Here is a 24,599-nt window from a genome sequence, read left to right as displayed (position 1 = left end):
AATTATTCAAGTTTATGTCCCGCGTCTTCAAGCTCGTTTTCCCGAGCATCGCCCAAGATGTGCCTGTGGTACTTGAGTCAATGAATCGCGGATCGACAAATCTACAAGGGGAATCCGACATGGCAACAAACACCCGCAGCGCGCTGGGCGCGGCGGCGCTCGGCGCAGGGCTGTTCCTGGCTTCGCACGCGGCGCTGGCGCAACAGCAGAAAATCACCGTCGCCTGGTACGGCGGCAACTGGGGCGACGCGTTCCGCGCCTGCGTGGCCGAGCCCTTCACCAAGGCCACCGGCGTCACCGTGGTGCCGGAAGTCGGCACCTCCACCACCACGCTGGCCAAGCTGCAGCAACAAAAGGGCGCGCCGACCATCGACGTGGCCTGGATGGACGGCGGCATCAGCGAACTGGCGCAGCAGGCCGGCGTGCTGGACGCGCTGGACGCCGGCGCCATTCCCAACCTGAAGAACGTCATCGAGCAGGGCGTGTACCGCGACGCCAACGCCGCCTATGCGGTCAGCACCGGCTACTACTCGCTCGGCATCACCTACAGCACCAAGGAAGTGACGCAGCCTCCGACCAGCTGGAAGGACCTGTGGAAGCCCGAGTACGCCGGCGCGGTGGCGGTGCCCTCGCCCGCCAACTCGTCGGGCGTGCCGTTCATCTTCTTCCTGGCGCGGGTGTGGGCGATCGACCCGTCGAACCTGGGGCCGCTCTATTCCAAGCTGGCGTCGCTGGACACCGCGCTGTTCTTCGACAGCTCGGGCGCGGCCACCAACGCCTTCCAGAGCGGCGAAGCCGTGATCGGCGCGCACTTCAACGTCGGCGCCTGGGACCTGATCGACAAGGGCCTGCCCATCGGCTTCACCGTGCCCAAGGAAGGCGTGTGGGCCACCGACGCCCGCCTGCACCTGGTCAAGGGCGCGCCCAACAAGGCCGCGGCGCAGAAGTTCATCGACACCGCGCTGACGCCCGATGCGGCCGCCTGCCTGGCCACCAAGCTGTACCTGGGCCCCGCGGTCAAGGACGTGCAGGTGTCCAAGGACGTGGCCCGCAAGCTGCCCTGGGGCGCCGACGGCTCGGTCAAGAGCCTGAGCCTGTTCGACTGGAACATCATCAACGCCCGCCGCGCCGAGGTCACCGACGCGTGGAACCGGCAGGTCGCCCGCAAGCGCTGAGCAAGGTCCGTTCCCCATGTCCGCTTTGCTCACCATCGAAGGCGTGTCGATGCGCTTCGGCGCCTACCAGGCGCTGGATCGCATCGACCTGGAAATCCAGCAGGGAGAGTTCGTGGCGCTGCTGGGCCCCAGCGGCTGCGGCAAGACCACGCTGCTCAAGTCGATCGCCGGTTTCCTGCAGCCGGAATCGGGCCGCATCCTGATCGACGGCCAGGACGTCAGCCGCCTGCCGGCGCACCGCCGCCCGCTCAATACCGTGTTCCAGAACTATGCGCTGTTCCCGCACATGACGGTGCTGGAGAACGTCGCCTACGGTCCGCGGCGCCAGGGCGCGTCGAAATCGGACGCGGCAGGGCGCGCCCGGGATGCGCTGGACATGGTCGGCCTGGCCGACTTCGGTCCGCGCTATCCGCGCGAGATGTCCGGCGGCCAGCAGCAGCGCGTGGCGCTGGCGCGCGCCATCGTCAACCAGCCCAAGCTGCTGTTGCTGGACGAGCCGCTGTCGGCGCTGGACCTGAAGCTGCGCAAGCGCATGCAGCTCGAACTCAAGCACCTGCAGGCCCGTCTCGGCATCGCCTTCATCTTCGTCACCCACGACCAGGAAGAAGCGATGACCATGGCGGACCGCGTCGTGGTGATGCACGCCGGCCGCATCGAACAGGTCGGCGCCGGCACCGACATCTACCGCCAGCCGGCCACGCGCTTCGTGGCCGAATTCATCGGCGACGCCAACTTCATCGCCTACACGGTGGCCGATGACGGCGCCTTGATGCTGGATGCCCAGGGCCTGCGCGTGCCGCTCGCCCAACGCCCGGCCGCGGGCCGCGGCCTGGCCGTGCTGCGGCCCGAAGACCTGAAGCTGTGCGAACGCGCCGACGCCATGCTGACCGGCACCGTGAGCGACGTGATCAACGTGGGCAGCCACAGCATGATCCACGTCGACGTCGGCGGCCAGACGCTGGTGGCGCGCCATGGCGGTCTCGCGCCGGGCGGTCTGCGTGCCGGCGGCGACGTGGCGCTGGCGTTCGCGCCCGACCACCTGCACCTGATCGGCGGCCAGCCATGACGCGGCGCGCCTGGCTCTCTCCCGGCCTGCTGCTGGCGGCCCCGGTGCTGTTCTTCGCGGCCTTCTTCCTGGCGCCGCTGGCGGTGGTGGCGCTGGCCAGCGCCACCGGCGGGCCCGACGGCCTGACGCCGACGGCCGCGCAGTACATGAAGGTGCTGGCCGACCAGTACCACTGGGACGTGATCCTGGTGACGTTCCGGCTGGCCCTGTTCACCACCCTCGCCTGCCTGCTGCTGGGCTATCCGCTGGCCTGGTACCTGGTGCGCGTGGTGCGCTGGCAGGCCTGGCGCCGCGCCTGCGTGATCTTGCTGGTGGTGCCGCTGTTCACCAGCAACATCGTGCGCGCCTTCGGCTGGATGGTGCTGCTGGGCCGCAACGGCCTGGTCAACCAGGGATTGATGGCCAGCGGCGCGGTGGACCGGCCGATGCGCTTCATCGGCACCGAGCTGGGCATCCTGATCGGCATGGTCTACGTGCTGCTGCCGTTCGTGGTGCTGGCGGTGGGCAATGCGCTGGCGCGGGTCGATCCGGCCTGCGAGCAGGCCTCGGCCGACCTGGGCGCCAGCCCGGCGGCGACCTTCTTGCACGTGACCTGGCCGCTGACGCTGCCCGGCGTGGTGTCGGGCGCCATCATCGTCTTCACGCTGGCGGTCAGCGCCTACGTGACGCCGGCGCTGCTGTCGGGCGGCCGCGTCACGGTGCTGTCGATGCTGATCTTCCAGCAGTACAGCACGGTGTTCGATTTCCACTACGGCGGCGCGCTGAGCATGGTGCTGCTGGTCTTCACCCTGATCCTGGTGGCGCTGGCCAACCGCGCCGCCACCTTGCCGGGAGCCGCGCGATGATCGCCCGCCACCTGATCCGCCTGACCGCGCTGGCCGTGCTGGCCTACCTGGCGCTGCCGCTCGTGGTGATCCTGGGCGCATCGTTCACCGCCACGCCGTACCTGGCGTTCCCGCCACAGGGCTGGACGCTGGAGTGGTACCGCACGCTGCTGGTCGAAGCCGGCTATGTGGCCGCGTTCACCACCAGCACGGTGCTGGCGCTGGCCGCGACGGTGGCGGCGGTGCTGCTGACGGTGCCGGCGGCGCTGGCGCTGGCGCGCTACGAGTTCCCGGGCAAGGCCGCGCTGACCTCGGTGCTGATGTCGCCGCTGGTGCTGCCGCACATCGTGCTGGGCGCGGCGCTGCTGCAGTTCGGCGCCTATTTCGGCCTGACCCGCAGCTTCCTGTCGCTCTTGATCGGCCACGTCGTGATCATCGCGCCGTTCGTGCTGCGCTCGACCCTGACGCTGCTGACGCCGGAACAGCGCGCGCTGGAGGAAGCCTCGGCCGACCTGGGCGCCAACCCCTGGACCACGTTCTTCCTGGTGGTGCTGCCGCAGATACGCCCGGGCATCGTGACCGGTTCGATCTTCGCCTTCATCTCCTCGTGGATCAATGTGGAGCTGTCGATTTTCAACACCACGGCGGACCTGAACACGATCCCCGTGAAGCTTTTCAACTACGTGCAATACACGATTGATCCGACCATCGCAGCCGTATCGGGCGCCACGATCGTGGCTGCGGTCGTCGCCATCGTGATCCTGGATTTGACCGTCGGGCTGGACATGCTGTCCGAACGCGGCAAATAACTTTCCTCTTCCCCCTATCACCGCCTGGAGTCTCAGTCATGCGCAAGCAAGACGCGTTCGATGTCATCTATACCCATACGGAAGGCGAGCCCCTGTGCATCGTGCACAGCGGCATTCCGTACCCCGCCGGCTCCACCATCCTGGAGAAGCGCGCGTTCCTGGAGCAGCACTACGACTGGCTGCGCAAGGCGCTGATGCGCGAGCCGCGCGGCCACAAGGACATGTTCGGCGTATTTCTCACGCCGCCGTCCAGCCCCGAATATGACGCCGGCCTGATCTACATCGACGGCACCGAGTATTCGCACATGTGCGGCCACGGCACCATCGCGGTCAGCATGGCCATGGTGGCCAACGGCCTGGTGCCGCGCGGCAAGGATGGCATCACCCGCATCCGCTTCGAGACCACCGCCGGCCTGGTGGTGTCGGAAGTGGCCTCGGAAGGCGACAACGTGCTGTGGACCCGCTTCGAGAACGTGCCGGCCTACGTCGCGGCGCAGGACATCCCGGTGGAACTGCCCGGCTACGGCAAGCTGTCGGCCGACATCGTGTGGGGCGGCAACTACTTCGGCATCGTCGACCTGTCGAACTGCGACCTGCGCATCTCGCCCGACAACGGCACCGAGCTGTCGCGCATGGGCCTGATCGTGCGCGACCAGCTCAACGCGCGCCAGCGCATCCAGCATCCGACCGAATCGCACATCAACAACCTGAACTTCATCACGTTCTGGCACCAGCCGACGATCGAAGGCGCGTTCTACAAGAACGTGCACGTGTTCAGCGCCGGCCAGCTCGACCGTTCGCCCGGCGGCACCGGCACCAGCGCGATGATGGCCATGTTCGAGGCGCGCGGCAAGATGGGCCTGAACCAGCCCATCAAGTCCGAAGGCCTGCTGGGCAGCGGCACCTTCGAAGGCTGCCTGCTGGGTGAAGTCGACCTGAACGGCACCCGCGCCGTGCGGCCGACGGTGAAGGGCACGGCCAGCATCCTGGGCACGGCGCGCTGGGTCATCGACAAGAATGATCCGGTGGGCGCGGGGTTCCTGATCCGCTGAGAAGGCGCGGCGGCCGGCGTGGGCTGGCCGCCGGCCGCCGCCGCGCGCTTGGCGAAAGATAGGACGAGAGGAATGGCCCAAAGGACTTGTCGCGTCGTGCTGCCGCACATAGGCTATCCAGGTCGCCCTCGCCTTTGGAATTCTCTACATGCCACGCCGTCCAACGCCATCCCAACGGCCCCCCGTACGGGAACACTGCCAATCGGATCCCTTCCCGGAGCTGCCGCCTCCCTATCTACCCAGCGTCGATCAGCGGGACGAAAACGCCTGGCTCAAGCAGCTCGAAGCGATAAGCCGGGCCAGCAAGGCGAATCCATCCCGCTTGCTCACCCCTGGCGAGGTTCTGGCCGCGCTCGCCGCGGAGCGCAGCAGACGACCCTCGGGCCGCTGACATGTTCTGCGTCGTGTTCACCCCGGACGCGCTCCGCGACATCGTCAACATGCAGCGGTATTTCAGCGCGGCGGGGACTTCCGCAACAGCGTATGGCTATGTCGACGGCGTGATCCAGGCCTGCCTCGACCTGGCCCATTTTCCAAAACTGGGAGCACGGCGCCATGCCGCCAACCCCAATCTTCGCTTCCTGCATCATCAGAAACGATGCACCATCGCCTACTCCGTGAACGATGACGGGTCCGTGACCATTCTGGGCGTGTTCTATGGCGGCCGCGACTATAGCCACCTGCTCCACGAACCCGCCAGGCCATACCGCCTGAGAACCCACCGGAAACTTGCGGCAATCCCATCGCCGGGCTTAGGATGGAGTCACGGCCAGACCGTGCGCCGGCGCCAGGCGTCCGGCGCGGGCTCGGGCCGGCGCTTGAACCTTGCCAGCGATTCGGGAGCACATCGTGAAGAAAGTTGCTGAGATTCTCAGGGAAAAGGCCAACCCGCCCGTCGTGACCGTCACGCCGGACTCGTCCGTGTACGACGCCATCAAGACCATGGCCGAACGCAGTATCGGCGCCGTGGTGGTGGCGGAGGGCGACGAGGTGCTGGGCATGCTCACCGAGCGCGACTACGCCCGCAAGATCGTGCTGCAGGATCGCTCCTCGCGCACCACCAAGGTCCGCGAGATCATGACCGATTCGGTCTTCTACGTGCGGCCGGAAGACACCCGCGAGCACTGTATGGCGTTGATGACCGAGCGCCACTTCCGCCACCTGCCCGTCATCCAGGACAAGAAGCTGGTCGGCCTGGTGTCCATCGGCGACCTTGTCAAGGACGTCATGAGCGAGCAGAAATTCATCATCACCGAACTCGAACGGTACATCTCCGGCGAACACGGCTGAACCCAGGCAAGGCCCGGGCCATCGACCTCGCGGCTACCCCGCCGCGAGGAGCCGGGACGCCGGCACGATCAGGCCGAGCCCGGCCGCCAGCAGCAGCACGAACACCATCCGCTTGACGGTCTTCATCGACCCGGCGGTGGCGTAGCGGCGCGCGACCCAGGTCACCCCGATCACGACCGGCAAGGCCTGCAGGCTCAACCAGAACGACGTGGCCATGAACGTGCCCTGCCCCGTCACCAGCGCCAGGCGCACGACCGCGTTCAGTGAAAACAGCACCAGCAGGCTGTTGCGGATGGATGCCAGCGGCAGGGGCTGGCGATACAGGTGGTAGACCATCGGCGGGCCGGCGCTGGAGAACAGGCCCCCCAGCACGCCCGAGACCCCGCCGAACAGCACGAACGAGGCGCGCGACGACAGGCGCTCCAGCGGTTGGGTACGCGCCACCAGCAGCACGGCGCACGCCAGGATGGTCAGGCCCAGCAGCAATTGCAGCAGCACCGCCATGGCGCCGCTGATCCAGGCCAGCGCCACCACTCCCACCGCCACGCCGGCCAGGCTGCTGACCAGCGCCGGCGTCATCAGGCGCCAATTGACCTGCGGCTTGGCCCGCGCCAGCGTGACCACGGCATTGACCAGGGACAGCACGCTGACCACATTGGCCACTTCGGACACGGACGCCAGCTGGAACACGCCGGACAGCCCCAGCAGCACCAGGCCGAAGGCGAACCCCGTCATGGTTTGGGCGTAGGTCGCCAGCGCCACGCAGGCGAGGAACAACACGTGTTGGAAGATGCTCATGCTGGGGCGGAGCCTGACCTGCCTCGGCTCGGCCCCGCCGCGAGGGATCGCGGCCAGGAGCGGAACGACTGGGGAACGGCGTATTCAAGGGCTTGGAAGCCGGCGATCATAGCACCGGGCCCGGCGGCGACCGCGGGCCTTCGCATACATTTCGTAATAATCAGATGCGCTCATGCACCCCGCCGCCGACTCGCCGCCGCTATCCTTGCGGCCCAGTAAGCCAGCCACGCCCGGCCCGGCCGCGCCATCCCGGCGCCGCCCCGGACGCGGCGCGCCCGCCCTCTCGCATGACACCCAAACAGACCACGATCAATACAGTGACGTTGACCTGCTCGACTTGCGGCAGCGCGCAGTTCACCAAGCTGGATACCAACGAATACCAGTGCAGCCATTGCCACGCCGTCACCCTGGTCGAGGACAATGTCGCCCAGCGCCTGGAGAAGATCCTGCGCGGCATGCAGCAGCCGGCGCCCGCCGCCAAATTGCAGCCGGGCGCGATCATCGCCATCGTGCTGGTGGTGCTGGCCGCGATCCTGGTGCCGCTCACCGCCACGCTGTTCAATAGTGGTTCGTCGACCCGCTCGCCCTCGCGCGCCGCCACGCCGCCCATCGACGCCGCGCTGGTCAAGCTGACGGACGTGCAGGAAGTGCGCGCGCGCGGCCGCAACCAGCTGGTGATGCTGATGCGCAACGAGACCGGCAAGAAGATCGATGCGCCGCGCGTCACCGCCACGTTCTACCAGGGCGAACTGACACTGTCGTCCGCCTCGGGCTCGCCGATGGCGCGCACGCTGCTGCCCGGCGAATACACCCCGGTGACGATCTCCCTGCCCGACACCGCCTACAGCCGCTACGTGCTGAAGCCGGCCACGCCATCGCTGGCGAGCAGCAGCCCCCGCGACGTCGCCGCCGACAAGGTGCAACTGGTGCGCAACGATGGCGCCTACCGCCTGGTCGGCCTGCTGCGCAACAAGGGCGCGGTCGCCGCCAGCAGCACCCAGGTGACGGTGATGCTGTACGGCGAGGACGGCAAGCTGATCGGCACCGGCAATGGCTATGGCTCGGCCAGTCCGCTCGCCCCCGGCGCGCTGACCTCGTTCGACGTGCGCTGCGACATGCTGGCCGAAGGCAAGGTCGGCTCCTACGATTACATGGTGCAAAGTGAAGGCTGACCGTTCCCCCGCGCGGCCCCTGTCGCGGCCCGCCCGGGCCGGGCTGGTGCTGATCATCCTCGCCGCCGGCGGCTACGCCCTGGCCAAGTACAACGGCCTGCTGCCCTGGGACGCGCCCAAGGCGGCCCAGGCCACGCCGGCGCCCGCCGCCGCGGCGCCGACGCCCGAAGGCCCCGCCAGCCGCATCGTGCGCGTCAGCCCCGCCAACCCGCGCATCATCGACCAGGTGCGGCTGACCACGGCCGAATTGCTGGACCCGGACTTCGCCCTGTTCGACCCGGCCGCGCTGGCCTTGTCCGCCCCGCGCCGCCTGCTGGACGAAATCGAGCGCCCGCTGCTGCTGGCCGAGGTGGTCAACCGCAGCGACAAGTACGTGGCGCTGTCGCCGGGCATGGAGATCTCGGTGTTCGATGGCTCGCGCCCCCTGCGGCTGCGCCAGGAATGGTCGCTGCCGGCCATGCTGTACCCCGGCGAGCGCATTCCGGTGCTGCTGAACGGCGAGAACTTCGAACGCTTTTCCGAGGTCAAGACCGACTGGAAACCAGCCAAGCGCGCGGCCCTGCCCGGCACCCGGCCGGCGCTGGACATCAGCGTCGAGAACACCGAGGCCGGCATCGGCACCGGCACGCTGAATTTCACCTACCGCTATCGCTACAAGTACGTCACGGTGCATGGCCGGGTGCGCAACAACGACAGCGCCGAGATCGACAACGTGAAGGTCTGGGTCAGCCTCTATGACGCGCAGGACAAGCTGACCGGCGCGCGCTACTCGGAGCTGCGCCTGCCCAAGCTCAAGCCGGGCGAGAGCGCTCCGTTCCAGCTGGACGTCAAGCAGTACGGCGCCAACTTCGCCCGCGTGGGCGTGGTGTACGACGCCAAGGCCAACTGATCCTGCGCCGGGCGCCCGCCCGGCAGTCCTCACGCCCCCCCGGCTTCACCATGGGTTCCCGCTGCCCGAACGCGGGCGAGGGGCCTGCCGCAGCGCCCGCCCCCCTCCTCGCGCGGGGACGCCGGCCACTGAATCGACCCCGTTTTCAGCCCCGCGAGACTGCCCCGTCCCACCCTCGGCGGCGCCCCGGCGTGGCCCGCAGACAACGCCTATCGACTCAAGTCTTATATAAGATATAAGACATTTGCTAGCGCCCCCCTCTTCCCTCTACAATTCTGGCGACAACCCTTCTTCCAACCCGACTTTAAGCAGGCCTCAACATGCTGGATACTTACCGCCAACACGTTGCCGAACGCGCGGCTCTGGGGATTCCCCCGCTGCCCCTGACGGCAAAACAAACCGCTGAACTGATCGAACTGCTGAAGAACCCGCCCGCGGGCGAAGAGCAGAACCTGGTCGAGCTGCTGACCCACCGTGTTCCGGCCGGCGTGGATGATGCCGCCAAGGTCAAGGCCTCGTATCTGGCCGCCGTGGCCCTGGGCTCCGAAGCTTGTGCCCTGATCAGCCGCGCCAAGGCGACCGAGCTGCTCGGCACCATGCTGGGCGGCTACAACATTGGCCCGCTGGTCCAACTGCTCGACGACAAGGAAATCGGCACGATCGCCGCCGACGCCCTGAAAAAGACCCTGCTGATGTTCGACGCCTTCCACGACGTCAAGGAAAAGGCCGACAAGGGCAACGCCAACGCCAAGTCCGTGATGCAGAGCTGGGCCGACGCCGAATGGTTCACCAGCCGTCCTGAACTGCCCGAAAGCCTGACCATCACGGTCTTCAAGGTTCCCGGCGAAACCAACACCGACGACCTGTCGCCGGCCCCGGACGCCACCACCCGCCCCGACATCCCGATGCACGCCCTGGCGATGCTCAAGAACAAGCGCGACGGCGCCGCGTTCGAACCGGAAGAAGACGGCAAGCGCGGCCCGGTCAAGTTCATCGAATCGCTCAAGGACAAGGGCCACCTGGTCGCCTACGTCGGCGACGTGGTCGGCACCGGCTCCTCGCGCAAGTCGGCCACCAACTCGGTGCTGTGGTTCACCGGCGAAGACATCCCCTTCGTGCCGAACAAGCGTTTCGGCGGCGTGTGCCTGGGCAACAAGATCGCCCCGATCTTCTACAACACCATGGAAGACGCCGGCGCCCTGCCGATCGAACTCGACGTTTCCAAGATGGAAATGGGCGACGTGGTCGAGCTGCGCCCCTATGAAGGCAAGGCCATCAAGAACGGCGAAGTCATCGCCGAATTCGAAGTGAAGTCCGACGTGCTGTTCGACGAAGTGCGCGCCGGCGGCCGCATTCCGCTGATCATCGGCCGCGGCCTGACCGCCAAGGCGCGTGAAGCGCTGGGCCTGGCCCCGTCGACGCTGTTCCGCCTGCCCAAGGACCCGGCCGATACCGGCAAGGGTTTCTCGCTGGCCCAGAAGATGGTCGGCCGCGCCTGCGGCCTGCCGGAAGGCCGCGGCATCCGCCCGGGCACCTACTGCGAACCGAAGATGACCTCGGTCGGCAGCCAGGACACCACCGGCCCCATGACCCGCGACGAGCTGAAGGACCTGGCCTGCCTGGGCTTCTCGGCCGACCTGGTGATGCAGTCGTTCTGCCACACCGCCGCCTATCCCAAGCCCGTGGACGTCAAGACGCACCACACGCTGCCCGAGTTCATCAGCACCCGCGGCGGCGTCTCGCTGCGTCCGGGCGACGGCGTGATCCACTCGTGGCTCAACCGCATGCTGCTGCCCGACACCGTCGGCACCGGCGGCGACTCGCACACCCGCTTCCCCATCGGCATCTCGTTTCCGGCCGGTTCGGGCCTGGTCGCCTTCGCCGCCGCCACCGGCGTGATGCCGCTGGACATGCCGGAATCGGTGCTGGTCCGCTTCAAGGGCAAGCTGCAGCCCGGCGTCACCCTGCGTGACCTGGTCAACGCGATCCCGCTGTACGCCATCAAGGCGGGCCTGCTGACGGTCGCCAAGCAAGGCAAGAAGAACATCTTCTCCGGCCGCATCCTCGAAATCGAAGGCCTGCCCGACCTGAAGGTCGAACAAGCCTTCGAACTGTCGGACGCCTCGGCCGAGCGTTCGGCCGCCGGCTGCTCGGTGCGCCTGAACAAGGAACCGATCATCGAGTACATCAACAGCAACATCGTGATGCTCAAGTGGATGATCGCCAACGGCTACGAAGACGAGCGCACGCTGGGCCGCCGCATCAAGGCGATGGAAGCCTGGCTGGCCAATCCCCAGTTGCTGGAACCGGACGCCGACGCCGAATACGCCGCCGTCATCGAGATCGACCTGGCCGACGTGCACGAGCCCATCGTGGCCTGCCCGAACGACCCGGACGACGTCAAGACGCTGTCGGAAGTCGCCGGCGCCAAGATCGACGAAGTGTTCATCGGCAGCTGCATGACCAACATCGGCCACTTCCGCGCGGCGTCCAAGCTGCTCGAAGGCAAGCGCGACATCCCGGTCAAGCTGTGGGTGGCCCCGCCCACCAAGATGGACGCCACGCAGCTGACCGAGGAAGGCCATTACGGCGTGTTCGGCACGGCCGGCGCCCGCACCGAAATGCCGGGCTGCTCGCTGTGCATGGGCAACCAGGCGCAGGTCCGCGAAGGCGCGACGGTGATGTCCACCAGCACCCGCAACTTCCCGAACCGCCTGGGCAAGAACACCAACGTGTACCTGGGTTCGGCCGAACTGGCCGCGATCTGCTCGAAGCTGGGCCGCATCCCGACCAAGGACGAGTACATGGCCGACATGGGCGTCATCAACAAGAGCGGCGACCAGATCTACCAGTACCTGAACTTCGACAAGATCGCCGACTACAAGGACGTGGCGGACGTGATCGAGGTCTAAACCTCGCCACGCAGGCACGCCTGTGACACGGCCCCGGAGCGATCCGGGGCCGTTTTCATTGGTGGCGCCAACGCGGCAGACGGCCGCTGGAATCCACCCTGCCCCGCGCGGCGTCGATAAAAAAATGGGGGGCGGAACTTTTCCACCGATACGTTTTCATACAATCACAGCAAACCGTGACAAACAGAACGTAACCGCCGCCCCGCCGGCACCAGGAGAAGACCGCCAATGACACGGCTCTTGATGCCGCTGCCGCTGCTGGCCGCGCTTGCCGGCTGCGCCACCGCCCCGCCCTCGAATCCGGAAAACATCTGCGCCATCTTCCGCGAAAAGCCGGACTGGCACGATGCCGCGCTCAAGGTGCAGAAGAAATGGGGCGCCCCGGTGCAGGTGCCGATGGCGATGATGTACCAGGAGTCCAGCTTCAAGCAGGACGCGGTGCCGCCGCGCTACTACTTCCTGGGCATCATCCCGTGGGGCCGCGTCAGCTCCGCCTACGGCTACGCGCAGGCCAAGGACGAGACCTGGGCCGACTACAAGAAAGACGCGGGCGGCTGGGGTTCCAGCCGCGACAATTTCGCCGACGCGCTGGACTTCATGGGCTGGTACATGAACAAGAGCCAGCGCCTGAACGGCATTTCCAAGTCGGACGCCTACGGCCAGTACCTGAACTACCACGAGGGCTGGACCGGCTACCGCAACCGCAGCTATGACCGCAAGGCGTGGCTCAAGACGGTGTCGAAGAAAGTGCAGGCGCGCGCCGACAAATTCGCCAGCCAGTACAAGAGCTGCGAAAAGGACCTGACCCGCGGCGGCTGGTTCTTCTGAGCCGGCGCCCCTGGCGCGAAGCCTGGCGGCAGGCCGCCAGGCCCCGGCGGGCGGCATCGACGCGCCGCCCCAGCCAGCCTCAGGCCTGCACGCCCAACCGGTAGACGACCGTGTCGAGCCGGCTCACGCCGCGCTCGGCGAACTTGGGCTCCTTGGCCAGGATGTCGCGGCGGTCGATGATGACCGCTGGCGAGACGCCGCTGAACAGCGTGCGCATCTCGGCGTCCACCACCGCGAACGGCGGGCCGTCCATCTCTTCCTGCGGATAGTCCAGCGTGATCAACAGGCCGCGATAGCCGGGCGACAGTTGCCCGTAGACATGGCGCACGTACTCGCCGCGCATCTCCACCGGCAGGGCGACCAGCGCCGCGCGGTCATACGCGCCGACGCAGTGCGACAACAGCGGCGCATCCAGCTTGAAGATGTCGCCGCAGATGATCTCGATGTTGCCTGCCACGTAGTGCCTGCCATAGGCGCTTTCCTGGATCACCGGCTTGAGCTCGTTCTCGACGAAGAACTGCTCGACCGCCAGTTGCGACAGTTCCACGCCCAGCACCTGGAAGCCTTGCGCCGCCAGCCAGACCATGTCGAGGGATTTGCCGCACAGCGGCACCAGCACCTTGCCGCCCGCGGGCACCGAGAGTGTCGGCCAGTATTTCTGCAGCAGCGGCGTCACTCGTGTTTGATGAAAATGCGTGCGCCCGTCGCGCCAGCGTTCCAACCAGAATTCCGCGTCCATGTTTGTTCTTATCCTCCGGAAAATAGCGAATCGAATGATTCACCGCAGCGCCGCGCGCCGGTGCGCGGCCTGGTAATCACTCTTTCGGATGCTACCCGTCCGCGGCCGGAACTACGTTGCGAACAAGCGCCCGAAAGGCGTGTTTACCGATGCCCGGCGGCGGTGACGCCCCCGCCGGGTACCGATCCTCCCATTGTAGTGATCCCGGCAATCCGGGCGTCGGGCCCGCGCACGCCGGCGCCGGGCGATCACGCCGGCCTAGGGTTTGCTCCAGGTCGTCGGATGCATCCAGACGGGGGGCTGCCCCGTATCTGCTAGCGACGGCCAACCAAAAAGGAGATCGTCATGAAATTGCTAGCTTCGATTGCCATCGCCTGCTCCGCCCTGACCCTGTCGCCCACCTATGCCGCCGATGTCATGGTCGGCGGCCAACCGATGATGCCCGGCAAGAACATCGTCGCCAACGCAGTCAACTCCGCCGACCACACCACCCTGGTGGCCGCGGTCAAGGCCGCCGGCCTGGTGGACACGCTGCAGGGCAAGGGTCCGTTCACGGTGTTCGCCCCCACCAATGCCGCCTTCGCCAAGCTGCCGGCCGGCACGGTCGACACCCTGGTCAAGCCCGAGAACAAGGCCACCCTGACCAAGATCCTGACGTACCACGTGGTCCCCGGCAAGCTGGACTTCGACGCGCTGGCCGCCAAGGCAAAGAAGGGCGGCGTCACCGAGCTGACTACCGCCAGCGGCGGCAAGCTGTGGGTGATGATGAACGGCAAGCACAACCTCATCGTCAAGGACGAGAAAGGCGGCGTCGCCAACATCAGCACCTATGACGTCTACCAGTCCAACGGCGTGATCCACGTGATCGACAGCGTGCTCATGCCCAAGTAAGCCCCTCTCCCCGCCTGCCGGGCCGCGAGGCCAGGGCTTGGCGGGATACGGACCGGCCCGGCGATGATGCCGGGCTTTTCCGTGCGGGCGAGCGTTGGTGCGGTTTCGGGATATCGTAGGGGGCCCAGGCCCCTGTTTCCGACCCTCATGATCGCAACGCCGCATCGTCCTTTTCGATTGTCGCCCGGCTGGCGGCTCGCCGCGGCATGGCTGGCGGACCGGTGCGCCGGCCAGCTGCATGTCGGGCCCGTGGTCCGCGGCCTGCTGGCCGCGCTGCTGCTGACGGCCCCCGCCGCCGCCAGCGCGCAGGCGCAACCGCCGCTGGAATTCGACAACGCCTACCAGGCCGAGCTGGCCGCCGAGAGCGCCGCCTTGCGCGCCCGCATCCAGCAATGGCCGGCGCCGCTGCAGGAGATGAACCAGCAGATCTCCGCCGCGCTGCGCGGCAACGACCCGGCGCAGGCGCAGCGCATCGCCGAAGCCCTGTCGCAGCGCGATCCGGCCAACGCCGACGTCAGGAACTTCCTGGGCAAGCTGCAAACGGTCAACGGCCAGCCCGCCGCGGCGCTCGAACGGTTCGACGAAGCGATCAAGCTGAACCCGGACAATCGCTGGTTCTATGTGAACAAGGCCGGCGTCCAGGCCGAACTGCGGGACCTGCCCAATGCGCTGGCCACGACGCGGGCCCTGACGACGCGCTATCCGCAGTGGAGCATCGGCCTGAACCTGGAGGCCGCGCTGCTGGACGGCCTGGACCGCACCGCGGAGGCCCTCCAAGCGTATGAGCGGGCGGTGGCGGCGACACCGCCCAGCGCCCAGATACTGACCAACCAGGGCATGCTGTTGCGGCGGCTGGGTCGCCAGGTCGACGCCCGCGCCAGCTACGAGGCGGCGCTGCGGTTGCAACCCGGCTATTCCCGCGCGGCCGCCGAGCTGGCGTCGTTGCCGCGCTAGCGCCACCCTTTTTCCGGCGCCCGCCGCCCCTGCATTGCCACGACACGCCCGCCTTCCACGACCACAGGAGTCCGCCCCATGCCTCGCCTATCGTCCGAACCGATCCTGGCGCTTGCCCCGCAAGGCAGCCTCGCATCCCCGCCCCGGCGGGCGCTGACGTTGGCCCTGGCGGCGCTGGCCTGCGCGCCGCTGCGCATCGCGTCAGCCGCGAACGCCGCGGCGCCGAACGGCCGGGACACTATCGTCCGCCAGGTTTTCCAGGCGGACTTGGCGAGCATCCGCTACGGCGCCGACCACGCCAGGCTGATGCGCGGACTGGGCGTGATCTGGATTCCCGTGGAGTCCGGCGCGCCCGGCATCGAATTCGAACATCCGTTGAGCGGCAAGGACACAATCGCCGCGGCGATGACATTGCTGGGCACGTCAGACCGAAGCCTGGCGACGCGGCGCCTGGCGGAAGTGTGCCGGCTGGTGCCAGCCTATGTGCGCGACATCGGCGGCCTGGCGCCCGGCCGCTATGCGGTGCCGCCGCAACGGCGCGAGGCCTTCGATTTTCCCGACAGCGGCGTCGATGCGCAGGGCCGCTTCGAACTGCGGCGCGAGCACCTGACGCTGTTGCGCGCGGCGAACTGGCGCGAGGCCGGCCCGGGCGAACTGGCCGCGGTGCTGCGCGAAGGCGACGCTTTCTGGCCGATGCCCTTCATCGACGGCAAGCGCCCGTATGGCGACAGCAGCTACTACCAGATCGACATGGCGCGGCTGCTGGGCAAACCCTATCCGGTGGGCGCCGATGGCCGCGCCATCACCGATCCCGCCACGGATGCGCGCCTGGAAAAACTGCATTGGCAGACGGCGGCGGCGCTGCAGGTGGTGCTGGCGCACGCCAAGGCCTGAACCGCGCGCCGTGCGGCGGGTGCGCTACGGACGCGCGAAGAAATGGCGGATGTCGTCGGCCACCGGCACCGCCGCCAGCACCATCAGGAACAGCGCCAGCGGCAGGGTCGAACCGAAGCCGTAGTGGAAGAAGGAATAGGCGCCCGTCACGCCACCGGCGAAGAACAGCGTGACCAGCGTGCTCAGCACGATCAGCTTGCCGCGGTCGGCCCGCACGGGCGGTGTGCCCGCCTTGTCTTCGTGCGCCAGGTTCCAGTAGAACAGCTTGCCCAGCTCGATGCCGATGTCGGTGACCATGCCGGTCACGTGGGTCGTGCGGATCTCGGACTTGGACACCTTGGTGATCATCGCGTTCTGCAGGCCCATGATGTAGCACAGCAGCATCACGGTGCCCGGCACGTAGAACCAGCGCAGGTTCTCCAGGTTCGCCCCCAGCAGGCCGAAGGCCAGCAACAGCACCGCCTCGACCATCAGCGGCAGGGCGAATTCGCTGGCCAGGTGCGTGCGCCGGCCGAAATTGATCAGCGAGGCCGAGGTGGCCGCGCCCGCCACGAACGACAGCAGCGCGGCAAGTCCCTGCACCACCACGGCCAGGCCGCCCAGCACCATGTGGTCGGCGATCATCGAGACGATGCCCGACATGTGCGAGGTGTACTGCTGCACGGCCAGGAAACCGCCCGCGTTGACGGCCCCCGCGATGAAAGTCAGGAAATACGCCAGCCGCCGGTTGGCCTGCGGCGTACGGCTGACCGCGGTGAGCTGGCGCAGGAAGGGGATGGCCACGGCGGCGCGCTAGTGCACGGCGAAATAGGTGCCGTCCATGGAGCCGCCCGAGCCGCAGCTGGGCGTGGGATCGCCGCTCTTGTCGCCGGACGGCCGCGCCTCCTCGGCCACCAGGCCCGCGCCCTTGCGGCGCAGCACCAGCGTCCAGCCGGGCGCGTCCTTTTCGTGGACCACCAGGGTATCGCCGCGCGCCTCGGCCTTGCCTGACATATCGCACAGCCAGCGGGCGTTGTAGGGGTCCGCCGCCGAGACTTCGGCGAACAGGCTGCCGTCCGCCTGCCGCACGACCTTGAGCTGGCCACCGTAATTGCCCCATTGGCCCTCGAAGCCGTTGCGGGGCGTCAGTTCGAGCGACGCGAGGAACTTGTCGCGGTCCGCCAGCCGTTCGGCCAGCTCGGCCGCGCCGGTGGCGTTGTTGAAGGGGCGCTCGTAGGACTGGTCGCGAACGCCATTGAACAGCCATTGTTCGGTCGAGAATATCTTGGCGGTGGCGTCATCGTAGGCATGGCGCGCCTTGCCAAAGCGCTGGGCGATGCTGACGTCCAGCGCCGCCAGCTTGGGATCGCCGCAAATGGCTTTCTCGGCGCCGCTCTTGGCGCGGGCGCAATCGAAAGACGGCTTGGCCGCCGCCGAGGCGGTGCCAACCCCGGCAACCATCATGATGACCAGCGCCAGGCCGGCGGCGCGCGCATAGCGCTTCATAGCGGGAACTCCCGGAAAAAGGGGCAGCGCGGCCGGCGAACGGGCCGCGCCCGGTTCCTGGATTCTACCCGCCTCATCGCCCCGGCCGGCGGGGCTTGCCGCCACCGCCGGCCTTTCTCGGTCCGAGTCCCCCTCACCTCACCCGGCGTCGGACTCGCTCAGCTGCTTGCGGCGGAACTCGCCCTGGCGCGTGAACATCCAGCCCGGATACTCGGGCGGCAGGGCGCTCACCTGGTCCAGCGCCGCCAGCTCTTCGGCCGTCAGGCGGATCGCCGTGGCCGCCAGGTTGTCGTCGAGCTGATCGACGCGCTTGGCGCCGATGATGACGCTGGTGACCGCCTTCTGGTGCAGCAGCCAGGCCAGCGCCACCTGCGCCACCGACACGCCGCGCGCGTCGGCCACCTGGCGCAAGGCGTCGATGCTGTCGAAGGCGCGCTCGCGGTTGACCGGCGGGAAGTCGAACTGGGCGCGGCGGTCGCCGGCCGCGGCCTGGCCGTCGCGGCTGTACTTGCCGCTGAGCAGGCCGCCCGCCAGCGGGCTCCACACCATCAGGCCGACGCCCTCGCTTTGCAGCAGGGGCACGATCTCGCGCTCCAGGTCGCGCCCGGCGATGGTGTAGTAGGCCTGCAGCGATTCGAAGCGGGCCAGGCCCAGGCGCTCGGCGATGCCCAGCGCCTTCATGATCTGCCAGGCCGCCCAGTTGGACACGCCGACGTAGCGCACGTGGCCATGCTGCACCAGGTTGTCGAGCGCGCGCACGGTTTCCTCGATCGGCGTGGCCGGATCGAAACCGTGGATCTGGTAGAGGTCGATATGGTCCAGCTGCAGGCGCGCCAGGCTCTTCTTGACGCCTTCCATGATGTGGACGCGCGAATTGCCCCGGGCGTTGACGCCCGCGCCAGTCTGGCCGAACACCTTGGTGGCGATGACGACGTCATCGCGCGCCACCTTCAGGTCGCGCAGCGCCTGGCCGGTGATGACTTCGGAACGGCCCTCCGAATACACGTCCGCCGTGTCGATGAAATTGACGCCCGCTTCCAGCGCGCGTCCCACCAGGCGGTTGGCGTCCTCCTGCTGCAGGGCGCCGATCTTGCTCCACAGCTCGCCTTCGCCGCCGAAGGTCATCGTGCCCAGGCACAGTTCCGAGACGAACAGGCCGGTGCTACCGAATTTCTTGTACCGCATCATTGCACTCCTTCCTGGGCGCGGCGCGGCGGCCGTCCCGGGATGGGCGGCGCCGGCATGGCCGGGGTGAAAACAGTATGCGTCGCCGGCGGCGGCCGATGGATGCTCGATCCTGCCCTTTTTTTGCCCGATTCTCTGGCCATCGCGCCGCCGGACGGGAGACGCGCCCGATCCTCCGCATTTTTTGCCTATTCCTCCGCACTCCACCCGACACGCCCCCGCACGAGTGCTGACTGGGTCTACACTCGACATCGCCTGATTCTCCGGCGGCCCGCGCCACGCGCGCGCAAGGCCGCCTTGCCCGGAGCCCACCCATGCCTCCCGCCGACCACACCCCCAATCCCGTCTTCGAGCCCGCCCGGCACGAGCTGCTATGCCTGCTGGAACGCATGACCGGCACGCTGGAAGGTTCCCTCGACACGCCCGTCGAGGGCCTTTACCTGCACCGCCTGTCACAGCCAACCGGCCCCAAGCCCGGCCTGCAAAAGGCCGCGCTGGCGGTCATCGCCCAAGGCTCCAAGCGGCTGCTGATCGGCGAGGAGACCTACGAGTACGACCCCTTCCATTACCTGATCTCGTCGGTCGACCTGCCGGTGGTGGCCAAGGTGTCCGTGGCCAGCCCGACCCTGCCCTACCTGGGCCTGCGGCTGGACCTGAATCCCGAGGAGATCACCGAGCTGATCAGCGACGAGAACCTGCCGCCGCTCGTGCCGGCCGAATCCTCGCGCGCGCTGTGCATCAACCCGCTGGGCGGCACGCTGCTGGACGTGATGCTGCGCCTGCTGCGGCTGCTGGACACGCCGCGCGACATCCCGATCCTGGCCCCCATGATCAAGCGCGAGCTGCTTTACCGCCTGCTGATGAACGGCCAGGGCGTGGTGCTGCGCCAGACCGTGCTGCAGGACAGCCAGCTCAACCGCGTCGCCAAGGCCATCCGCATCCTGCGCGACAACTACGCCCAACCGCTGCGGGTCGAGGAAATCGCCCGCGACGTCCACATGAGCGTGTCGTCGCTGCACCATCACTTCAAGCAGGCCACCGCGATGAGCCCGCTGCAGTACCAGAAGCACCTGCGCTTGCAGGAGGCGCGCCGGCTGATGCTGACCGACGACGCCGGCGTGGCGCTGGCGGCGCACGCCGTGGGCTACGAAAGCTCGTCGCAGTTCAGCCGCGAATACAGCCGCCTGTTCGGCACCCCGCCCCTGCGCGACAAGCAGCGCTGGAAGGACGAGGCGCTGGCGGCTGCCTGATCCTCCCGCGCGCGGCCGCCGCCATCACGGGGCGGCGGCCGGCTCGGCCGCGATCGGCGATATGCTTGGGGATTGCCCATCGCGGAGGCCGGCACGCCCATGCAAGACCTGAACGATCTCTACTACTTCGTGCAAGTCGTGCGCAACGGCGGCTTCGCGCCGGCCGGACGCGCCCTGGACATCCCCAAGTCCCGCCTCAGCCGGCGCATCGCGCTGCTGGAAGAACGGCTCGGCGTGCGGCTGATCCAGCGTTCGACGCGCACCTTCGCCGTCACCGAACTGGGCCAGGAGTATTTCGAGCAATGCCTGTCCATGCTGGCGGGCGCCGAAGCGGCGCAGGACGTCATCGACCGCACTCACGCCGAGCCGCAGGGCACCATCCGCATGAGCGCGCCGCCCGCGCTGATCTACTACTTCCTGGGCGACGTGGTGGCGCGGTTCATGGAAAAGTGCCCCAGGGTGCACGTCTACCTGAAGAGCTTCAGCCGTCCCGTGGATGTGCTGCGCGAAGGCTTTGACCTGGCGGTCCGGGTGCGCTTCGGCGCCATCGAGAGCAGCGACCTGGTCATGAAGCACCTGGGCGTCGGCCGCCAATGCCTGGTGGCCAGCCCCGAACTGGCCCGGAGCCTGCCTGCCGGCGCCGATCCGCAGCGGCTCGGCCAGATGCCGACGCTGGCGCTGGGCGTCGAGCAGCGCGAATGCCGCTGGAAGCTGGACGATGCCGACGGCGCGCGCATCGAGGTGCCATTCTCGCCCAGGCTGGTGACGGACGACATGCTGGCGCTGAAGCAGGCGGCGCTGCGCGGCGTGGGCATCGTGGCCCTGCCGCTGCTGATGATCCATGAAGAGCTCGACGCCGGGCGCCTGGTGAACGTGGGCGGCCCCTGGCAGCCCGAACAGGGCAACGTGCACGCGGTCTTTCCGTCGCGCCGGGGATTGTTGCCGGCGGTGCGCGAGCTGCTGGATTTCATGGCGGACCAGTATCACCACATCGTCAGCCTGGAGGCCGACGCGCAACGGCGCCATTGCCCCCAGGCCATCACATCGCGCCGCGTCGTCTCCGACAAATAGGGATAAAGGTATTGCGAGGCTCGCCGCCCGGTTCGAAAAAAATCCGGCCCGCCTGCATCCGAACCGCTCTCTCGCGTGTAGTACCTGCAACGGCGCGCATTCCGCGTGTCGTCACGGACTGATCCCCTACCCGCAGGAGACCGCTCATGAATACTCGCCTTCCCCTTCGCCGCCCTGGCGCCGGCCTGTTCGCCGCCACGGTCCTGGCCGCGTGCGGCACGCTCGGCGCCTCCCAGGCCATGGCGTACTCGCAAGACGCCCTGCCCGCCGACGTCCGCGTACCCGGTGGCCACAAAGTGGCCTGGGAAACCGTGGGCTCGGGTGAAATCACCTACGAGTGCCGCGCCAAGGCCGATGCAAAAGACCAGGCCGAGTGGGTTTTCGCCGGTCCCAAGGCCGTCCTGAACGACCGCCAGGGCAAGCAGGTCGGCACGTACTACGGCCCTCCCGCCACCTGGGAAGCGGCGGACGGCTCCAAGCTGACCGGCACGCAGGTCGCGGTGGCCCCGGCCGGCGCGGGCAACCTGCCCTATCAATTGGTCAAGGCCAATCCCGCCATGGGCGCGGGCGCCCTGACGGGCGTGGCCTATATCCAGCGCACGGCGCTCAAGGGCGGCGTGGCGCCGCAGACGCCGTGCACGACCGCGACCCTGGGCCAGCGCAGCCAGGTGGCCTACCAGGCCGACTACATTTTCTGGAAGGCGGACTGACCCGGCAGGGCTTGGCGGGCGGGCGGACTCCGGTAATATGCAGTCACCCGCCCGGGCCTGGCCCGGGTCCGTACTCACCGTTGCCAGGCCCGCGCTGATGCCGCATCGCCCCGCCCCGGATTTCGATTACGAAGCGGCTCTCAAGGAGTGCGCCGCGGGCCGCCGCGCGGCGCTCGAGGCGCTGTATCGGCAAGAGGGACCGCGCTTGCTGGGCGTGGCCCAGCGCATCCTGCGCGACCGCGCCCGCGCCGAAGACATCGTGCATGACGCCTTCGTCAATATCTGGAAGCAGGCCGCCGGCTTCGACGCCACGCGGGGCTCGGCGCGCGGCTGGCTCTACAGCATCGCCCGCAACCTGGCCTTGAACGCCGTACGCGACAGCCGGCACGAGACCGGCATGGACGAAGACACCGCAGCGGCCCTGGATATCCGTGACTCGATGCAGGCCTGGCACGACACGCACGATGCCTTCGAATGGCGCGACAGCGCCGGCCGCATCGGCCCGTGCCTCGAACAACTGGAGCCGGTGCGTCGCAACTGCCTGCTGCACGCTTACGTCGAGGGCCTGTCGCAGAGCGAGATCGCGCAACGTATCGGCGCGCCCCTGGGCACCGTCAAGGCCTGGATCAAGCGCAGCCTGAAAGCGCTGAAGGAATGCCTGGCATGAGCGCGCTGCCCACGACACCGGAAGGCCTGGACGAACTGGCCGGCGAATACGTGCTGGGCACCTTGCCCGGCGCCCGCCGGCGCGAGGTCGAAGCCCGCCTGATGCACGACGCCGCGCTGCGTGCCGCGGTCGATCGCTGGGAAGCACGCTTGCTGCCATTGACCGACCTGGCCACACCGATCGATCCGTCGCCGGGCCTCTGGCCGCGCATCGCGGCCACGCTGGACGCAGGCCAGGCCGCGCCCACCCGCCAGCCCCGGCGAACACGCGCCGGGCTGTGGGACAGTCTGTCGTTCTGGCGCGGCGCGGCCGCCTGCGGCCTGGCCGCGGCGCTGACCCTGACGGTCGCGCTGGCGCTGCGTCCGGTCTCGACGCCCGGGGCCACGCAATACATGGTGGTGCTGGTGGCGCCGCAGTCGCAGGCGCCGGGTTGGGTGATACAGGCCCAGGCCGGACGGCACGACGTGCAGCTCGTCCCGATCGCCGCGGTACAAGTGCCGCCGGATCGCGCCCTGGAGTTCTGGACCAAGGCCGACGGCTGGTCCGCTCCGGTGTCCCTGGGCCTGGTCAAGCCCGGCGAGCCGGTGCGCATCCCGCTGGATGCCTTGCCGCCGCTGGAACCCAATCAGCTGTTCGAACTGACGCTGGAGCCCGCCACCGGTTCTCCGATCGGCAGGCCCACCGGACCGATCCAGTTCATCGGCCGCGCGGTCAAGATGATGTAGCGCCAGCCGACCTATTTCTTGCGGAAGGGATAGGCCTGCTGCGCCAGGAAGGTGCCGGGCATGTCGTTGTCGAGGATGCCGTAGTTTTCCGGCAGCCGCTTGCCCGTGCCGCGCACCGCAGTGCCGAACAGGTAGTCGATGAACGACAGGTGGGCCGCGTAGTTCCTGTCGATCGCCTCGGTGTCGGACGAGTGATGCCAGTGATGGAAGTCCGGCGTCACGATGATGTAGCGCAGCCAGCCCCACGGCAGCTTGACGTTCGAGTGGATCAGCACCGCCTGGAAGCCGACGATGATGATGTAGGCGTCCAGCACCGGTTTGGAAAAGCCCAGCGCGAACAGCACGCCCAGCACCGCCACCCGCGTGATCAGGAGTTCGACGATGTGCAGGCGCGAGCCGGCCAGCCAGTCGAGCGTGCGGGTGCTGTGATGCACCGCGTGGATGCGCCACAGGAACGGCACCTCGTGATACGCGCGATGCGCGGCGTACTGCACCAGGTCCGCCACCAGCACCGCCACGAACAGTTCCGCCAGATACGGCAGCGACTGGATCGCCTGCTGCAGCGGCTCGTAGGCGGCCCACGAGAACAGCCGGTGCACGAAGAAGTTGATGCACAGCAGCACCGCGCCCACCGACAGGTGGTTGAACAGGAAGTGCTTCATGTCCACCTGCCACTCGCCGCGGAACACCGGTTGGCCCGGATACAGCGGGAACAGCTTTTCGAAGATGATGAACACGGTGCTGGAGGCCAGCAGGTCGAGGATGAACCAATCCAGGCCCAGGTAGGGATGATGGCCGGTATTGGACGTGGTCACCACCACCTGGCTGCCGCCGGCGGCGACCGCGCCGCACACCAGCACGAAGGCGGCGATGTTGAGCCAGCGCTGGCGGCCGAACACGATGTTGGTCAGGGCGATGGTGCCCGACGCCAGCAAGGCCGCGAACAGCAGCGTGCGCATCGCGTCGACGGTGTAGAAGGTGCGCAGTTCGGGCGTCGTCAGATACGCCGGAAAATGGAATGCCAGGACGCCCAGGACCGACAGGATCGCCAGGAACAGCGCGATCACGCCGGTGATCATCCCGGTGCCCGGGTGGATGCGGCCGTCCTGCTTGAACAATTCCAGGACCCGGCGATGGATGGGCGCACGCTGATTCATTTCATTTTTATGGCAGACCACGGGGAAGCGAGTGTATCCCCGGCCTCTGAAAGCCA

At 67.9% G+C, this 24,599-nt stretch carries 25 protein-coding genes; 19 read left to right on the top strand and 6 right to left on the bottom strand.

All coding sequences use genetic code 11. The features are described 5' to 3' along the window. The first annotated feature begins 119 nt into the window (after positions 1–119). The 7 genes from AC1HFW_RS28535 to AC1HFW_RS28505 all read left to right on the top strand — a co-directional run bounded on the left by AC1HFW_RS28535 (position 120) and on the right by AC1HFW_RS28505 (position 6,216). The gene (locus tag AC1HFW_RS28535; protein WP_479286040.1) at positions 120–1,175 is read left to right on the top strand and encodes an ABC transporter substrate-binding protein; all 1,056 of its coding nucleotides are present in this window, start codon (positions 120–122) and stop codon (positions 1,173–1,175) included. Between the two features lie 16 nt (positions 1,176–1,191). Then, positions 1,192–2,241, top strand: a complete 1,050-nt coding sequence (locus AC1HFW_RS28530) for an ABC transporter ATP-binding protein (protein WP_479286038.1) — start codon at positions 1,192–1,194, stop codon at positions 2,239–2,241. Then, entirely contained in the window at positions 2,238–3,086 is an 849-nt protein-coding gene (locus AC1HFW_RS28525) for an ABC transporter permease (protein WP_006390649.1), read from the top strand. Before AC1HFW_RS28530 ends, AC1HFW_RS28525 begins: the two co-directional genes overlap by 4 nt. Then, positions 3,083–3,874 carry an ABC transporter permease gene (locus AC1HFW_RS28520; protein ID WP_054428328.1) on the top strand — a complete coding sequence of 264 codons (792 nt, stop codon included), beginning with the start codon at positions 3,083–3,085 and terminating at the stop codon, positions 3,872–3,874. The genes AC1HFW_RS28525 and AC1HFW_RS28520 overlap by 4 nt, the downstream gene beginning before the upstream one ends. 38 nt (positions 3,875–3,912) lie before the next feature. Beyond that, the gene (locus AC1HFW_RS28515; RefSeq protein ID WP_006390651.1) at positions 3,913–4,926 is read left to right on the top strand and encodes a proline racemase family protein; all 1,014 of its coding nucleotides are present in this window, start codon (positions 3,913–3,915) and stop codon (positions 4,924–4,926) included. 392 nt (positions 4,927–5,318) lie between these two features. Beyond that, the gene (locus AC1HFW_RS28510; protein WP_479286036.1) at positions 5,319–5,792 is read left to right on the top strand and encodes a type II toxin-antitoxin system RelE/ParE family toxin; all 474 of its coding nucleotides are present in this window, start codon (positions 5,319–5,321) and stop codon (positions 5,790–5,792) included. Continuing rightward, positions 5,776–6,216 (top strand): CBS domain-containing protein, encoded by a 441-nt coding sequence (locus tag AC1HFW_RS28505; RefSeq protein WP_035359324.1) that lies wholly within the window; start codon positions 5,776–5,778, stop codon positions 6,214–6,216. The genes AC1HFW_RS28510 and AC1HFW_RS28505 overlap by 17 nt, the downstream gene beginning before the upstream one ends. A gap of 33 nt (positions 6,217–6,249) precedes the next feature. Here AC1HFW_RS28505 and AC1HFW_RS28500 read toward each other — a convergent pair whose 3' ends face one another. Next, on the bottom strand, positions 6,250–7,014 hold the full coding sequence (locus AC1HFW_RS28500; RefSeq protein ID WP_006390655.1) for a TSUP family transporter: 765 nt from the start codon (positions 7,012–7,014) through the stop codon (positions 6,250–6,252). Between the two features lie 287 nt (positions 7,015–7,301). Between AC1HFW_RS28500 and AC1HFW_RS28495 the strand changes: the two genes are divergently transcribed. The 4 genes from AC1HFW_RS28495 to AC1HFW_RS28480 all read left to right on the top strand — a co-directional run bounded on the left by AC1HFW_RS28495 (position 7,302) and on the right by AC1HFW_RS28480 (position 12,815). Next, on the top strand, positions 7,302–8,186 hold the full coding sequence (locus AC1HFW_RS28495; protein WP_479286034.1) for an FxLYD domain-containing protein: 885 nt from the start codon (positions 7,302–7,304) through the stop codon (positions 8,184–8,186). Further along, entirely contained in the window at positions 8,176–9,075 is a 900-nt protein-coding gene (locus tag AC1HFW_RS28490; RefSeq protein WP_479286032.1) for an FxLYD domain-containing protein, read from the top strand. Before AC1HFW_RS28495 ends, AC1HFW_RS28490 begins: the two co-directional genes overlap by 11 nt. A gap of 320 nt (positions 9,076–9,395) precedes the next feature. Then, on the top strand, positions 9,396–11,987 hold the full coding sequence (acnB, locus tag AC1HFW_RS28485; RefSeq protein WP_241073237.1) for a bifunctional aconitate hydratase 2/2-methylisocitrate dehydratase: 2,592 nt from the start codon (positions 9,396–9,398) through the stop codon (positions 11,985–11,987). A 228-nt stretch (positions 11,988–12,215) separates the two neighbouring features. Further along, positions 12,216–12,815 (top strand): transglycosylase SLT domain-containing protein, encoded by a 600-nt coding sequence (locus AC1HFW_RS28480; protein WP_061073694.1) that lies wholly within the window; start codon positions 12,216–12,218, stop codon positions 12,813–12,815. Between the two features lie 79 nt (positions 12,816–12,894). Here AC1HFW_RS28480 and AC1HFW_RS28475 read toward each other — a convergent pair whose 3' ends face one another. After that, positions 12,895–13,554, bottom strand: a complete 660-nt coding sequence (locus AC1HFW_RS28475) for a thiopurine S-methyltransferase (protein WP_479286030.1) — start codon at positions 13,552–13,554, stop codon at positions 12,895–12,897. A 345-nt stretch (positions 13,555–13,899) separates the two neighbouring features. On the opposite strand from AC1HFW_RS28475, the gene AC1HFW_RS28470 reads away from it, so the two are divergent. The 3 genes from AC1HFW_RS28470 (at position 13,900) to AC1HFW_RS28460 (ending at position 16,293) form a co-directional block, all read left to right on the top strand. Then, positions 13,900–14,445: a fasciclin domain-containing protein gene (locus tag AC1HFW_RS28470; RefSeq protein WP_479286028.1), complete on the top strand. Its 546-nt coding sequence runs from the start codon at positions 13,900–13,902 to the stop codon at positions 14,443–14,445. 147 nt (positions 14,446–14,592) lie between these two features. After that, a complete protein-coding gene (locus AC1HFW_RS28465; protein ID WP_479286027.1) occupies positions 14,593–15,399 on the top strand; it encodes a tetratricopeptide repeat protein in 807 nt (268 codons plus the stop codon). Positions 15,400–15,477: 78 nt separating this feature from the next. Further along, entirely contained in the window at positions 15,478–16,293 is an 816-nt protein-coding gene (locus tag AC1HFW_RS28460; protein ID WP_479286026.1) for a hypothetical protein, read from the top strand. Positions 16,294–16,317: 24 nt separating this feature from the next. Here AC1HFW_RS28460 and AC1HFW_RS28455 read toward each other — a convergent pair whose 3' ends face one another. From AC1HFW_RS28455 to AC1HFW_RS28445, 3 genes are all read right to left on the bottom strand, one after another. Further along, positions 16,318–17,076 carry a YoaK family protein gene (locus AC1HFW_RS28455; protein ID WP_006390661.1) on the bottom strand — a complete coding sequence of 253 codons (759 nt, stop codon included), beginning with the start codon at positions 17,074–17,076 and terminating at the stop codon, positions 16,318–16,320. Positions 17,077–17,085: 9 nt separating this feature from the next. Further along, complete coding sequence (locus tag AC1HFW_RS28450; RefSeq protein ID WP_061073691.1) at positions 17,086–17,778, bottom strand: hypothetical protein; 693 nt, start codon at positions 17,776–17,778, stop codon at positions 17,086–17,088. 138 nt (positions 17,779–17,916) lie between these two features. Then, positions 17,917–18,963, bottom strand: a complete 1,047-nt coding sequence (locus AC1HFW_RS28445) for an aldo/keto reductase (protein ID WP_061074510.1) — start codon at positions 18,961–18,963, stop codon at positions 17,917–17,919. 314 nt (positions 18,964–19,277) lie between these two features. Here AC1HFW_RS28445 and AC1HFW_RS28440 point away from each other — a divergent pair, with 314 nt between their 5' ends. From AC1HFW_RS28440 to AC1HFW_RS28420, 5 genes are all read left to right on the top strand, one after another. After that, positions 19,278–20,213 carry an AraC family transcriptional regulator gene (locus AC1HFW_RS28440; protein ID WP_006390664.1) on the top strand — a complete coding sequence of 312 codons (936 nt, stop codon included), beginning with the start codon at positions 19,278–19,280 and terminating at the stop codon, positions 20,211–20,213. A gap of 99 nt (positions 20,214–20,312) precedes the next feature. Continuing rightward, entirely contained in the window at positions 20,313–21,284 is a 972-nt protein-coding gene (locus AC1HFW_RS28435; RefSeq protein ID WP_238891848.1) for a LysR substrate-binding domain-containing protein, read from the top strand. 146 nt (positions 21,285–21,430) lie between these two features. Beyond that, positions 21,431–21,994 carry a DUF3455 domain-containing protein gene (locus AC1HFW_RS28430; protein ID WP_238891847.1) on the top strand — a complete coding sequence of 188 codons (564 nt, stop codon included), beginning with the start codon at positions 21,431–21,433 and terminating at the stop codon, positions 21,992–21,994. Between the two features lie 97 nt (positions 21,995–22,091). After that, on the top strand, positions 22,092–22,661 hold the full coding sequence (locus tag AC1HFW_RS28425; RefSeq protein WP_006390667.1) for a sigma-70 family RNA polymerase sigma factor: 570 nt from the start codon (positions 22,092–22,094) through the stop codon (positions 22,659–22,661). Beyond that, positions 22,658–23,386 (top strand): anti-sigma factor, encoded by a 729-nt coding sequence (locus AC1HFW_RS28420; protein WP_116522721.1) that lies wholly within the window; start codon positions 22,658–22,660, stop codon positions 23,384–23,386. The genes AC1HFW_RS28425 and AC1HFW_RS28420 overlap by 4 nt, the downstream gene beginning before the upstream one ends. A gap of 11 nt (positions 23,387–23,397) precedes the next feature. Here AC1HFW_RS28420 and AC1HFW_RS28415 read toward each other — a convergent pair whose 3' ends face one another. Then, on the bottom strand, positions 23,398–24,543 hold the full coding sequence (locus AC1HFW_RS28415; RefSeq protein ID WP_006390669.1) for a sterol desaturase family protein: 1,146 nt from the start codon (positions 24,541–24,543) through the stop codon (positions 23,398–23,400). Positions 24,544–24,599 lie beyond the last annotated feature (56 nt).

It is taken from the genome of Achromobacter sp. ISS7, from assembly GCF_056523125.1.
Note: the sequence above shows the minus strand (reverse complement) of the source record. Positions and strands in the feature narration are given on the sequence as shown.